The organism is Pannonibacter sp. I15F10I1 (assembly GCF_900185665.1).
GTDB lineage: Bacteria > Pseudomonadota > Alphaproteobacteria > Rhizobiales > Stappiaceae > Pannonibacter > Pannonibacter indicus.
In genome coordinates this window covers 309,051-322,828 of the sequence record NZ_FYAN01000008.1, presented here as the reverse complement: position 1 = coordinate 322,828, position 13,778 = coordinate 309,051, and the positions used below count along the sequence as shown (strand labels likewise).

Genomic DNA, 13,778 nt, shown 5'->3' with positions numbered 1-13,778 from the left:
CAATTATTTCAAAACAAACGCACACCGGCAGTGCGGCGGGGGCCTCTGAAGAGGCACTTTGCCGCACTGCCGGTTTCCAACTCATCCCGGCGGGCTGAAACGCCCGTCAGCCTGCGATGGCAGCCTCGATGGCCGCCAGGGCTTCCGCAGCCTTGCTCCCGTCCGGGCCACCGGCCTGCGCCATGTCCAGACGGCCGCCGCCGCCCTTGCCGCCAAGAGCTTCAGAGGCGACGCGCACCAGATCCACCGCGCTGAAGCGGGAGGTCAGGTCTTCGCTGACGCCAACCACGGCACTGCCCTTGCCGTCTTCGGAAACCGAGATCAGCACAACGATGCCGGAGCCGAGCGCGGTGCGGCTTTCGTCCACCATGCCCTTCAGGTCCTTGGCCGGAATGCCATCCAGCGCGCGGCCGAGGAACTTGACACCGTTGATTTCACGCGGCTGGTCTGCACCACCGGAAGCGCCCCCGCCCATGGCGAGCTTCTTGCGTGCTTCGGAGAGTTCCTTCTCCATGCGCTTGCGCTCGTCCAGCAGCTGGGCAACGCGGGCCGTGATCTCGCCCGCGCCAACCTTCAGGATGGACGCGATCTCGCGGACGCGGGTGTCCTGCTCGTCGAGATAGGCACGGGCAGCTTCGCCGGTCAGCGCTTCCAGACGGCGCACGCCGGCGGCCACTGCACCTTCCGAGACGAGGCGCACGAGGCCGATGTCACCGGTGCGCTTCACATGCGTGCCGCCGCAAAGCTCGACCGAATAGGTCTTGCCCGCCTTCGGCCCATGCAGCGCCGTGCCCATGGACACCACACGCACCTCTTCGCCGTATTTCTCGCCGAAGAGCGCCATGGCACCGCTTTCGATCGCCTCGTCCACCGCCATCAGGCGGGTGTCGACCGGGGCGTTCTGCAGGATGATCTCGTTGGCAATCGCCTCGACCTGCTTCAGCTCCGCATCGTCAATCGGCTTGGGATGGGAGAAGTCGAAGCGCAGGCGGTCCGGCGTGACCAGCGAGCCCTTCTGCGCCACATGCGAGCCCAGCACTTCGCGCAGGGCCTCATGCAGCAGATGCGTGGCCGAGTGGTTGGAGCGGATGTGGCTGCGGCGGGAATGGTCCACCACCAGCTCGACACCAAGACCAACCGTCACCGTGCCCTCTTCCACCGTCACAGCGTGGATGAAGAGGCCATCGGCCTTCTTCTGGGTTTCGGTGACCTTGAGACGCACGCCTGCAGCCTTCATGACGCCGGTGTCGCCAACCTGACCACCGGATTCGCCATAGAAGGGCGTCTGGTTGAGGATGACGAAGCCCGTCTGTCCGGCCGTCAGCTTGTCCGTTTCCTTGCCATCGGCGACCAGTGCCAGAACGGCGCCTTCCGCCTGCTCCGTCTCGTAGCCCAGGAACTCGGTCGCGCCGCACTTTTCCTTGAGCGCGAACCACACCGTGTCCGTGGCGCTTTCGCCGGACCCCGCCCAGGCCGCACGGGCCTCGGCCTTCTGCCGCTCCATGGCGGTTGCAAAACCATCCGTGTCCACGGTGATGCCGCGGGCACGCAGGGCGTCCTGCGTCAGGTCCAGCGGGAAACCATAGGTGTCGTAAAGCTTGAAGGCCGTCTCGCCATCCAGCTCACCGCCCTTGGAGAGATCGGCGGTCGCCGTGTCGAGGAGGCCAAGGCCGCGTTCCAGCGTCTTGCGGAAGCGGGTTTCTTCGAGGCGCAGCGTCTCGGTGATCAGGGCTTCGGCACGCACCAGTTCCGGATAGGCACGGCCCATCTCGCGGATGAGCGCGGGCACCAGCTTCCACATCAGCGGCTCGCGCGCGCCCAGCAGATGCGCATGGCGCATGCCACGGCGCATGATGCGGCGCAGGACATAGCCACGGCCTTCGTTCGACGGCAGCACGCCATCGGCAATCAGGAAGCAGGAGGAGCGCAGGTGGTCGGCAATGACGCGGTGGCTCGAACGGGCAGCCCCATCCGCTTCAACGCCGGTCGCATTGACCGAGGCCGAAATCAGGGCGCGGAACAGGTCGATGTCGTAGTTGTCATGGACGCCCTGCAGCACGGCGGCCACGCGTTCCAGCCCCATGCCGGTGTCGATCGACGGACGCGGCAGGTTGAAGCGGCCTTCCGGCGTCTGCTCATACTGCATGAACACGAGATTCCAGATCTCGATGAAGCGGTCGCCATCTTCCTCGGCCGAACCCGGAGGGCCGCCCCAGATATGGTCGCCGTGATCGTAGAAGATTTCGGAGCACGGGCCGCAGGGGCCGGTGTCGCCCATGGTCCAGAAGTTGTCCGAGGTCGGGATACGGATGATCTTGCTGTCGGAAAGACCGGCCACCTTCTTCCACAGGGCGTGCGCCTCGTCGTCTTCCGAATAGACGGTGACGATCAGGCGCTCCTTCGGCAGGCCGTATTCCTTGGTGATCAGGTTCCAGGCCAGTTCGATGGCCCGCTCCTTGAAATAGTCACCGAAGGAGAAGTTGCCCAGCATCTCGAAGAAGGTGTGATGGCGGGCGGTGTAGCCCACATTGTCGAGATCGTTGTGCTTGCCGCCGGCGCGCACCACCTTCTGCGCGGTCACGGCGCGGTCGTAGTCGCGCTTTTCCAGGCCGGTGAACACATTCTTGAACTGGTTCATGCCCGCGTTGGTGAACATGAGCGTCGGGTCGTTGCGCGGCACCAGGGGGCTCGATTCCACGACCTGATGGCCATTCTTGGCAAAATATTCCAGAAACGCTGATCTGATCTCGTTTACGCCGCTCATCTAGGTCTCGCTCTCGATCCATCGGCAGCGCGGGATATCTCCGGCGGGTGCACTCTCCTGCCCCCTGCCCCGGCCTTTCCCGCGCAAGCAGTTCAAAGCCTTTTATCTTTCACCCTTCGGCCTGTCCAGAAGCGAGGCAGCTGCATTTGGCGCTTGCCTTCAAGGGGCAGAAGACCAGCCCTCGCGGCAATCCTGCCCCAGACAGCAGAAGACCCGCAAAACGCGGGTCCTCAAAACGATCTGGCGTAAGGGATATATCACCGGCAGCCTGTACCGGCAGGGGATATCAATCGTCAGCGTCTTCGCTGTCGCTGTCACCGGTGGTGATGGCTTCGGCCAGAAGACCGGCGTTCTGGCGGATGGCGAGCTCGATCTCGTCGGCAATGGCCGGATTGTCACGCAGGAACTGCTTGGCGTTCTCGCGGCCCTGACCGAGGCGCTGGCTGTTGTAGGAGAACCAGGCGCCGGACTTCTCGACGATATTCGCCTTGACGCCCAGATCGACCAGCTCACCCGACTTGGACACGCCTTCACCGTAGATGATGTCGAACTCGACCTGACGGAACGGAGGCGCCAGCTTGTTCTTCACCACCTTGACGCGGGTCTGGTTGCCGACAACCTCTTCCCTGTCCTTGATGGAGCCGATGCGGCGGATGTCGAGGCGGACGGAGGCATAGAACTTCAGCGCGTTGCCGCCCGTCGTGGTTTCGGGCGAGCCGAACATGACGCCGATCTTCATGCGGATCTGGTTGATGAAGATCACCATGCAGTTCGACTTGGAGATCGAGGCGGTGAGCTTGCGCAGCGCCTGGCTCATCAGGCGGGCCTGCATGCCCGGCAGGCTGTCGCCCATTTCGCCTTCCAGCTCGGCCTTCGGCGTTAGGGCGGCCACCGAGTCCACCACCAGAATGTCGATGGCGCCGGAGCGCACCAGCGTATCGGCAATTTCAAGCGCCTGTTCACCGGCATCGGGCTGGGAGATCAGCAGGTCGTCCAGATTGACGCCCAGCTTGCGGGCATAGATCGGATCGAGCGCATGCTCGGCATCCACGAAGGCGCAGATGCCGCCGGACTTCTGAGCCTCGGCAATGGTGTGCAGGGCCAGCGTCGTCTTGCCCGAGGATTCCGGGCCGTAAATCTCGACGATACGGCCCTTCGGCAATCCGCCGATGCCCAGCGCAATATCGAGGCCGAGGGAGCCGGTGGAGACCGTCTGGACCTCAACCACCTGCCCCTGGCCCATGCGCATGATGGAGCCCTTACCGAAGGCCCGTTCGATCTGCGAGAGCGCTGCATCCAGCGCTTTGGTCTTGTCCATCTGGCTGCTCTCTACAAGGCGAAGTGAACTCTGAGACATGTGCGAGGCTCCTTATTCCACGATGGACCCGCCGTTTCAAACTCAGCTTTTGTACCCTCTTTGTTCCAATTTGCCAAGATCTTTTACAAGATTGTTTTTTATCGTTTTTCGTCAATGAGTTCCGTGTATGTTCACGCTTGCACGCTCTTCCGCAAGCCCGTTCTTTTCACGTAGCTTCGCAAGCAGGCTGGCAGGTTTGCAGAATCGCTGGCATATGGTTTGCGCCCTGCACAGCCGCAGCGGCAGCCCTGCGGGACGGCCGGGCGAACGCCTGCACCGCCTCATTGCACCGGGACGGGCCTTGCAAGGAGACACGGCAATGAACGGAACAGTCCAGACAGCGGCCCCGGCGGCCTGCTTCGGCGCCATTCATCTCGACCTGATCGCCCATGCGAAGGAGCCCATCCACCGCGAAACCTCCACCCCGTCCACCATGCGGGGCATGCCCGGCGGCGTTGCCACCAATGTGGCGCGGGGGCTGGCGAAGCTCGGCGTGCCGGTGGCCCTCAGCGGAGCGCTGGGAGATGACGGCGACGGCGCCGCATTGCGCAGCCTTCTGGGGCGCGAACAGCTGAACCTTTATGGCGTGCGCACCCTGCCGATGCCCACAGGCCGTTACGTGGCCCTGCATGACCCGGATGGCTCGCTTGCCGCCGCTGTGGTCGATACGGATATCACCGAGAGCCTTGATGCGTCGCTCGCACGTGATCTGTCACCGGCGGCACGGGCAGCCGGCCTCTGGTTCATCGAGGCCAACCTGCCCCAGGCCGTGCTCGAAGCGCTGGCACAGGCCTCCGGTAGCAGGCTACTGGCGGCCGATGCGGTGTCGAATGCCAAGGCGGCACGCCTTCGCCCCATCCTGCCGCGGCTTGATATCCTCTTCGTCAACCGGGGCGAGGCCGCACACCTTACCGGGCTCAGCTCCGATACCCTGCAGGAAGAACTCGGCGCCGCCCTGCGGGCCCTTGGCCCGGGAGCCGTGGTGATCAGCGCAGGTGCAAAGCCGCTCTTCTGGTCCAAGGGTGAGGCTCATGGCTTCCTGACCCCGCCTCCCGCCATGGTCCATGACGTGACCGGTGCGGGCGACGCGCTGATGGCCGGAACGCTTGCGGGCATCGCCCGCAACCTGCCCCTCTCCGAGAGCCTCGAGAAAGGCCTTGCTGCAGCCGCCATGACGCTTGCCGTCACCGGCGCAGTGGCGGCAGGCCTGAGCTGGGCGGCGCTTGAGGCACTGCCTTCAGCCTCTGCCCCACGTTGAACCTGCAGCACCCGCAGGTCTATAAGAACACCAACCGGCCGGCACGCCCTTAAGGCGTAGCCAAAGCCATCCCCCCTTTCAGCGCCGTGCCGCCCCGCAATGGTCCGGCACGGGCCGCAAGCCTTGAGGAAAGAACCATGTCCACCTCCCTGCCCGCCAGCCTTCAGGATCTTCTCGTCTATTCCGCCGAGGTTCAGGCCGCCCGCGCTGCCGGCAAGCCCATCGTGGCGCTGGAATCGACCATCATCACCCACGGCATGCCCTTCCCGCAGAATGTGGAGACGGCACGCCAGGTGGAAGCGGACATCCGCGCGGCGGGTGCCGTTCCGGCCACCATCGCCGTGCTTGACGGGCGCATCCGCATCGGCCTTGATGCCGCAGACCTTGACCGGCTGGGGCAGGAAAAGAACGTGATGAAGTGCTCGCGCGCCGATCTGGCCATTGCGGTGGCGACGGGCCGGCCGGGCTCCACCACGGTGGCGGCAACCATGATGGCGGCAGAAGCTGCCGGAATCAGCGTCTTTGCCACGGGCGGCATCGGCGGCGTGCACAAGGGGGCTGAAACCAGCTTCGATATCTCCGCCGATCTGGACGAACTCTCCCGCACGCCGGTCTGCGTTGTCTGCGCCGGGGCCAAGGCCCTGCTCGATATTCCGAAGACGCTGGAAGTGCTGGAAACGCGCGGCGTGCCGGTTATCGCTTATGGCACGGACGAAGTGCCCGCCTTCTGGTCGCGCGAGAGCGGCCTGCCCGCCCCGTACCGTATGGACAGCGCCGGGGAGATCGCCCGCCTGATCGAAGCGCGCAAGCTGTTCGGCGGCCATGGCGGCGTGCTGATCGCCAATCCGGTTCCGGCAGAGAGCGAGATCAGCCGCGGCGAGATGGGCCAGTATATTGACGCGGCCATTGCCGAGGCTGCCCGGCGCGACGTGCGGGGCAAGGCCGTCACGCCCTTCGTGCTGGGCCATATCTTCGAGCTGACGAAGGGCCGCAGCCTCGTCACCAACATCGCGCTGGTGCGCAACAATGCCCGCCTTGCTGCCGCGATTGCCGTGGCTCTGGCGGCGGCAAAGTAACGATGCGTCACATGCCCCCGCCCGCCCTGTCGCCTTCATGTGACAGGGCGGGCGGATTATCATGGCCCCGCAGGTCTTTGCGTTGACTTGCTGTCATCAGCCTGACCTATTTGGTTGCAACAAGCGGAAGGCCTGCCGGATCCTCCGGCGGGGCGCAGATGCAGGAGGAAGACGATGACCGAGGCACAGAGCAAGAGCCCGCTGCAGTATCTCGACCGGGCCGTCGGCGCCCTCAGGGATCTGGGCCTCATGCCCGAAACGCAAGCCGATGCGCCGATCAACGCGCTTCTGGAGCAGATTTCCGATCTCTCGCCGGACAAGATTGCCGTGATCACCCGCACGCTCGGCCAGGCCTCCACCTTCAACGAGATCGTCCGCACCCAGATCGCCGCCATGACCATCGGCGAGCGCTACGAGGCGATCACGGATGCCTTCAACTCGATCCGCGACGACGCCAAGGCCATGGTCGACCAACTGGCCGACGGCAAGATTTCCTTCATGGAAGGCCTGTCCAACCGCTGGCGCGACATGCGCCGCGGCACCATTTCCGACCGTTTCGACACCATCCGCAAGACCTATCTGGAGGTCGCAAAGGACACGAAGGAGCAGATCCAGCGTGAGCAGACCATCCTCAACGCCTACCGTGACTATCGCGGCGCGCTGAAACAGGCCGAGGTTCTGGCGCTGGAAGTGCTGAACACCGCCACCGCCAAGCTGAACGCCGCCAAGGCGTCGCTGGAAGCAGCGTCGGCCGAAGTCACGGCCTTCAGCGGCGAGGATCTTGCGGCCAAGGCAAGGCTGGAACTCACCCGCGACGAGCGCATGCGCGAGATGCAGGACGAGGAAAAGCGCTATCAGGTCGCCAAGGATCTCTCCGACAACCTGACCATCGGCTACAACACGTCCGAAGTCATCATGGCGCGTCTGATGCAGACGACCAACGCCAAGGAGCGGGTCTATGCCCAGTCGGTCAGCTTCTTCTCCACCAATGAATCGGTGCTGACGGCGCTCAACGCCTCCTTCACCGGCCTGCAGGGCCTGCATGAATCGACCGCGACCCTGAATGCCATGAAGGACGGCGTCAACAAGAGCCTCGAGACGCTGGCCGAAATCGGCGATGCCGTGCAGGAGGCCGCGCTGAAAGCCGGTTACGGCCCCACCGTGCAGGCGGCGTCGGTCAAGAAGCTGGTGGACAGCGTGGTCAACTTCCAGGTTAATTCGCGCAATATCATCAACGAGATGCGCGAGATGTCGACGAAAAACTCCGAGGAGATCCGCCTCGCCGTTGAAGATGGCAAGCGCCGTCTGGCAAAGCTTGCTGCCGGCGAGGCCCTGATCAAGGGCTGAGCCCATCCGGCCGGCTTGACAGGCCGGCCGGCGCACACGACTTGATGAACCAGCCCCAGCGGGCCGGAGGATTGGAATGGCCGCAACACAGAAGGCCGCAGGACAGCCGCTCGACGAGCTGATGATGGCGATGGATGTGGTCGACACATTGCGCCATGACGAGGCCCTTGTTCAGCGCGAGCTGAGCGGAACTGACCGTGATGCGCAGCTGATCGCCCGCTTGCGGGATATCTATGCCTCGCAGGGCATTGATGTGCCCGATCATATCCTGCAGCAGGGTGTTGCGAGCCTCAAGGAAGACCGTTTCGTCTATGCCCCGCCCAAAGCCGGGCTGCAACGGTTTCTGGCCCTGCTTTACATCCGTCGCATGAGCTATGCCCGCGTGGCGGCGATCGCGCTGGCGGCACTCGTGATTTCCTTGTCCGCATGGCATTTCCTCGTCACTGCCCCGCGTGAAAGGGCTGCGGAGGCTCTCCAGGCCGAGCTCAGCCAGACTTTGCCTCAGGACATTGCGCGGCTGACCGCGGCCATCAATGCCGCAGCCCTGGACGATGCGGTCAAGGTGCAGGCCGCAGGGCTTGCGGCTGACGGTGAACGGGCTCTGGCGCGCGGTGATGCGGCCGATGCACGGCGGGTGCGCGACCAGCTGGCCGCACTCGACAGCGAGCTGGCCACCACCTTCACCGTTCGCATTGTCTCCCGCCCGGATGTGCCCACAGGGGTGACACGCATTCCCGATGTGAATCAGTCGGCCGAGAACTTTTATCTGGTGGTGGAGGCGATCGGTGCCGATGGCAAGCCTCTGCCACGGCGGATCGTCTCGGAGGAAGACGGCAGGGAAAAGACCGTGACCATCTGGGCGCAGCGGGTACCGGTCAGCGTTTTCAATGCGGTACGCGACGACAAGGCGAAGGATGGCATCGTCCAGGATGCCGAACTGGGCGTGAAGCTGCGCGGCAAGCTCGGCATCGAGTGGAGCAAGCCGGTGGAACAGGGGGCCATTACCGAATGGTGACACCGGAACGGGGGCTTGAGCCATGCTGAGCGGACGTCAGACACTCTCGGCCATCGAACAGGCCCTTGCGGATCTGCGCCGCGAGGAGACCGAGCTTGCCCACCGTATCGAACGGGCAACGCGGGCGATTTCGGCCCTATCTGAGAAGATGAGCGAGGGCTTCCGGGACCTTGCAAAATTCCGCATGGAGACAGAGGAAGCCGAGCATCTTGGCGCCGATCTGGAAGGCGCGGCGCGGACAGCGCGCCAGCTGCTGGAGCGGCGCAATGCCGATCTGGCACGCCTTGCCGAAGAGGTCCGCCTCAAGGAAAGCCAGCGGGCAGAGCATATGCGCGAGCGGGACAGGCTTTCCGCCGCCCGGTCCGCCATTCTTGAGCAGATCGAGGCACTGGAAGGGCCTCTTGTCCAGGCCCTTGCCGCAGATGAGACCCACAAGGGGCTGAAAGCTGCGGCAGAACAGGCCGCCCGCACCGCCACCGCCGCTTCGGAAAAGGCCCTCCAGGCAGAAGCGGACCGGGAGGAAAAGGGCAAGGCCTACGAAAACGACCCGCTGTTCATGTATCTGTGGCAGCGCGGCTTCGGCACCACGGGCTACAGCCACTCAGGCCTGGTGCGTTCGCTCGACCGCTGGGTCGCCGGTCTGATCCGGTTTGATGCGGCCCGGCCGAACTATGCCATGCTGACCGAGATCCCTCCGCGCCTCACGGCCCATGCGGCCCGCTGCAATGAGCTGGCCAGTGAGGCGGCGGATGCGGTTGCCGCGTCCGAACGTCAGACGCTGACACGGCTTGCCGGGCGGGACCTTGAGGGAGAGGCCATCGGGCTGCAGGACGCCCTCCTGCAATTGGACAGCCAGCTTGAGGCGCAGGAGGCGGAGCTTTCCGCCCTGCAGGCCCGGCTCCAGACCTTCACCGATGGTGAGGACGAAGGCTATCAGGCCGCAGCCGCGGAACTCGCCAAGGCCCTGCAGCGGGAGGATCTGCACACGCTTCTGCGCAAGGCCATCGACACCCCCTCGCGCGAGGATGATGCCATCGTGCGTGAACTGCAGAATGTCGAGGCGCAGATCGAGGATCTGACCCGCGAGATCCGCCAGGACAAGGAATTGCAGCGCGACATTTCCCGCCGCCGCGAGGAACTGACCAAGGTGACCCAGCAGTTCCGGCAGAACGGCTATGACGATTACGGTTCCTCGTTCAAGGACGACAACCTGACCACCATCCTGCTGGGCGAGCTCGTCAAGGGCGCCATCAGCGGCGCGGACTACTGGGCCCGCGCCCGCAAGGCGCATGTGCGCCAGAACACCAGCAGCCGCGGCACCAGCCGCAGCTCGTTTGGCGGCGGCTTTTCGGGTCAGGGGCTTGGCGGCGGCAGCTCGCGCGGAAGCGGTGGCTTCAGAACCGGCTCTTCCGGAAGCACCATGGGCAAGGGCGGCGGCTTCCGCACGGGAAAGACATTCTGATGCCAGCGCATCCGGGATGCGGAAGGCATCACGCCAGGAAAGGCGCAAGCGCCACGCGGGCCTGACCTGCCCCCGGCGGGCCGGGCTCATCGCGAACTGGCATGAGAAAAAAGACAGGGAAGCGGCAAATTTCCGCGTGGATTGTGACGTAGCCAGCTTTCAAAGCCTCCTTTCCGATCTATGAGTGACGGAACCAGATGTGTTCTAACTTTGTTAACCGGACTGGTGGCCTGTTTAGGCTTGCCGGAGCCTGAACATGATTACCTTGAGGATCGCAGCCATGCGCCAGATGATCATCGTCCCTGCCCTCGCCGCGGCACTTGCGGCCTGCCAGTCGAGCGGCCCCCAGCGGCCTGTGCAGACCACACTTGCCCCACAGCCGCAGCTGACGGTGCCGCAGGGTGCGCAGTCCCTGTCGATTGCCGGCAGCCCGGAACAGGTGCGCATGGCCCTGATCGCCAGCGCCACCGAGCGCGGCACGCCCGTTGTGCAGGATGAAGCCAACATGGTGGTGATCGAGCGCAAGATGACGGAAGCCAACCCGGCGCTTGACGCTGAATTCGGCCCCTCCGACAACGGCGACCGCCTGATCCGCGTGCGTGTGCGCTTCACCGGCGAGGCCTGCCGCACGCTGGCGGTTCAGGACGTCGCCATCGTCAACAATGCCCGCACCGCCCTTGCCCAGAGTTTCGTGCTGCCAGGCAACCCGAACACCATGCAGAGCCTGCAGGGGCTGAAGACCCGCGTTGAGCGGACCTCCGGCTGCCCGGCGCTGCCTGTCAGCTGACGGCCGGGATGGCACATTCCTTTGCCTCCCGAGGCATGAAAGAAAAAAGCGCGCTGCTTTCGCACCGCGCTTTTTTATGTGCCTTGCATTCGCAGCCAGCCAGACGGGAGCATGATGCACGGCGTCTCCGCCAGATCATGGCCCCCGGCCGCCTCAGCTCGACAGCACGTCCTTAACGGTCGTCGCCAGCTGCTTGAGGGTGAAGGGCTTGGGCAGGAAGAAGAAGGTCTCGCCCTCCGGCAGGTTCTCCTCGAAGGCGTCTTCCGCATAGCCCGAAACGAAGATGATCTTGAGATCGGGCCGTGTCTTGCGCAATTCGCGCAGGAGCGAGGGGCCATCCATTTCCGGCATGACCACATCCGACACCACCAGATCGATGCTGCCGCCGGTTTCCTCCATCACCTCCAGCGCTTCCGTGCCGGACCCTGCCTCGTGGACGGTGTAACCGCGTGAGGCAAGCGCACGGGCAGCAAAGGCGCGCACGGCCTCCTCGTCTTCCACCAGCAGGATCGAGGCCGAGCCGGTGAGGTCCTTCACCTTGTCGCTGTCCTCGATGATCTTCTTCTCGATGACCGGCTGCTCCTTGGGAATGTGCCGCGGGAAGAAGATGCGGAAGACCGTTCCCACGCCCACCTCGGACGAGCAGAAGATGTAGCCGCCGGTCTGCTTGACGATGCCGTACACGGTGGAGAGGCCAAGACCGGTGCCCTTGCCCACTTCCTTGGTGGAGAAGAAGGGCTCGAAGATCTTTTCCATGATCTCCGGTGTCATGCCGTGTCCGGTGTCTTCCACCTCGATCAGCGTATATTCGCCCGGCGGCATGCCGCGCGTGTTGTCGAAGCGGATCGAGTCCTCTTCCGTCACGTTTGAGGTGCGGATGGTCAGGCGGCCGCCGTCGGACATGGCGTCGCCCGCATTGACCGCGAGGTTGACGATCACCTGCTCCAGCTGGTTCACGTCCGCCATCACCGGCCACAGGTCGCGGCCATGCACCACCTTCAGCTCCACCTTTTCGCCCAGCAGGCGGTCCAGCAGGTTGGCGAGATCGGCCAGCACATCATTGAGCGCCAGCTGCTGCGGGCGCAGGGTCTGGCGGCGCGAGAAGGCCAGCAGCTGACGGACAAGGCCCGCCGCGCGGTTGGCATTCTGCTTGATGTTCATGATGTCCTGGAAGGACGGATCGGTCGGCCGGTGGCTCGCCAGCAGAAGATCGGAGAAGCCGATGATGGCGGTGAGCACGTTGTTGAAGTCATGCGCCACGCCGCCCGCCAGCTGGCCGATAGCCTGCATCTTCTGGCTCTGGGCGAACTGGGCCTCCAGCGCCCGCTGCTGTGTCGTCTCCAGCGCGTAGACGATGGCCATCTCGCCATCCCCTTCCCCGTCCTGCACGGCAGAGACATAGAAGGTGGCAGAGCGCCCGTCAGAGGCATTGGCCAGCGGCAGGTCAACCGGCGCGATCTCCCCGATGCCCTTGGCAGCGGCAGAGAGCGCCCGCGACAGTTCCTCCCGGCCATGCTCAGCGACGAAATCCTGCATGCGGGTGCCGGAGCCGGAAATATCGACCGGGCCAAACAGACGCAGGAACGGCGCGTTGGTGCGCAGGACCCGGCCCTCGGCGTCCAGCGAGGCGATGGCAATCGGCGTGTTGTTGAAGAAGCGCGCAAAGCGCACTTCGGCCGCCCGCAGCGCCTCGGCCACCTCTTCCCCGCGCGAACGGTTCAACACCAGCGTGCGGCTGTCGCCGGGAACGCCTTCGGCGCCAAACGGAACCCGGTGCAGCAGACGCACCGGCAGGCCCCGGCCATTGCGGGTGACGAGATCAAGATCGAAGGTTTCGCTCTTCACCTCACCGGCAGAACCGCGCACAGACCGCACGAGCTCCGCACCATCCCCCCGGATGATGTCAGCCAGCAGCACTTCACCAGCCTGGAACTGGGCCAGATCATAGCCCAGCCAGTCGGCCAGCGTGGCGTTGAGATAGACGATCCGTCCGCGCGCATCACAGGAGAAGAAGCCAGCCGGGGCATGATCAAGGAAATTGATGACGCGCTGCAGCTCCTGGAAGGAGCTTTCCTGATCACTGCGGTCGCGGGTGATGTCGGCAAGCTGCCAGACCATCAGGGGACGGCCGGAGCCGCCTTCCTTGCGCGGGATCTGCAAGGGCCGCACGGACACCCTGTACCAGCGGGCGCCGCTGTCATCGCCGTCCAATGCGGTGGGAAGCCGCACTTCCTCCTGCGCCTTGCGCCCGTCGCGCATGGCCTGGGACAGGCGGAACATCACATCGGCCGCATCCGGATCGCTGGAGAATACCCGTTCGATGGTGCGCACCTCAGCGGGGGTTTCAGCGCCCGTCAGCACGGCATAGGCCTGGTTCGCGTAGATCAGACGGCCTTCAACGTCGGTGACAACCGCCCCCTCCTCCAATGTGTCGAGAAAGGCTCCGCCCAGCGGACTGGCACGGCCGCGCGTGGAAAAGCGCAACAGGCCGATGGCTGCCGCGAACAGTGAAAAAACCCCGACCACAGCCAGAATGCCAAGCAGGGCAAGGACATAGGGCTCTGCAGCCTCGCGGCCCATGACCGCAAAGGCCGTGGCCGCGCCCAGAAGGGCCAAGGCCAGAAGCAGCAGCGCGGCAATGCTTCCCGACCGCTCCGCACGGTCGACAACCGGCTCTGCCATGTGTGAGTCCCTGTCGCTCATTACCACTCT

The 13,778-nt window shown here is 64.6% G+C and carries 9 protein-coding genes; 6 read left to right on the top strand and 3 right to left on the bottom strand.

Translation table 11 applies throughout. From position 1 onward, the window contains the following. Positions 1–106 precede the first annotated feature (106 nt). Both alaS and recA read right to left on the bottom strand, forming a co-directional pair. Positions 107–2,764, bottom strand: a complete 2,658-nt coding sequence (gene alaS, locus IF10I1_RS07365) for an alanine--tRNA ligase (RefSeq protein WP_186391991.1) — start codon at positions 2,762–2,764, stop codon at positions 107–109. 286 nt (positions 2,765–3,050) lie between these two features. Continuing rightward, positions 3,051–4,121: a recombinase RecA gene (gene recA / locus IF10I1_RS07360; RefSeq protein ID WP_094461991.1), complete on the bottom strand. Its 1,071-nt coding sequence runs from the start codon at positions 4,119–4,121 to the stop codon at positions 3,051–3,053. A 319-nt stretch (positions 4,122–4,440) separates the two neighbouring features. Between recA and IF10I1_RS07355 the strand changes: the two genes are divergently transcribed. From IF10I1_RS07355 to IF10I1_RS07330, 6 genes are all read left to right on the top strand, one after another. Beyond that, a complete protein-coding gene (locus tag IF10I1_RS07355) occupies positions 4,441–5,379 on the top strand; it encodes a PfkB family carbohydrate kinase (protein ID WP_082676159.1) in 939 nt (312 codons plus the stop codon). Between the two features lie 137 nt (positions 5,380–5,516). Continuing rightward, the gene (locus IF10I1_RS07350; protein WP_050472613.1) at positions 5,517–6,455 is read left to right on the top strand and encodes a pseudouridine-5'-phosphate glycosidase; all 939 of its coding nucleotides are present in this window, start codon (positions 5,517–5,519) and stop codon (positions 6,453–6,455) included. A gap of 174 nt (positions 6,456–6,629) precedes the next feature. After that, positions 6,630–7,802 (top strand): hypothetical protein, encoded by a 1,173-nt coding sequence (locus IF10I1_RS07345; protein WP_050472612.1) that lies wholly within the window; start codon positions 6,630–6,632, stop codon positions 7,800–7,802. Between the two features lie 76 nt (positions 7,803–7,878). After that, complete coding sequence (locus tag IF10I1_RS07340; RefSeq protein WP_186391992.1) at positions 7,879–8,817, top strand: DUF6384 family protein; 939 nt, start codon at positions 7,879–7,881, stop codon at positions 8,815–8,817. Between the two features lie 22 nt (positions 8,818–8,839). After that, the gene (locus IF10I1_RS07335; protein WP_123194661.1) at positions 8,840–10,279 is read left to right on the top strand and encodes a hypothetical protein; all 1,440 of its coding nucleotides are present in this window, start codon (positions 8,840–8,842) and stop codon (positions 10,277–10,279) included. Positions 10,280–10,535: 256 nt separating this feature from the next. Continuing rightward, positions 10,536–11,066, top strand: a complete 531-nt coding sequence (locus tag IF10I1_RS07330; protein ID WP_208977180.1) for a hypothetical protein — start codon at positions 10,536–10,538, stop codon at positions 11,064–11,066. A gap of 153 nt (positions 11,067–11,219) precedes the next feature. Here IF10I1_RS07330 and cckA read toward each other — a convergent pair whose 3' ends face one another. After that, positions 11,220–13,769 carry a cell cycle histidine kinase CckA gene (gene cckA, locus IF10I1_RS07325; protein ID WP_050472606.1) on the bottom strand — a complete coding sequence of 850 codons (2,550 nt, stop codon included), beginning with the start codon at positions 13,767–13,769 and terminating at the stop codon, positions 11,220–11,222. Between the last annotated feature and the right edge of the window lie 9 nt (positions 13,770–13,778).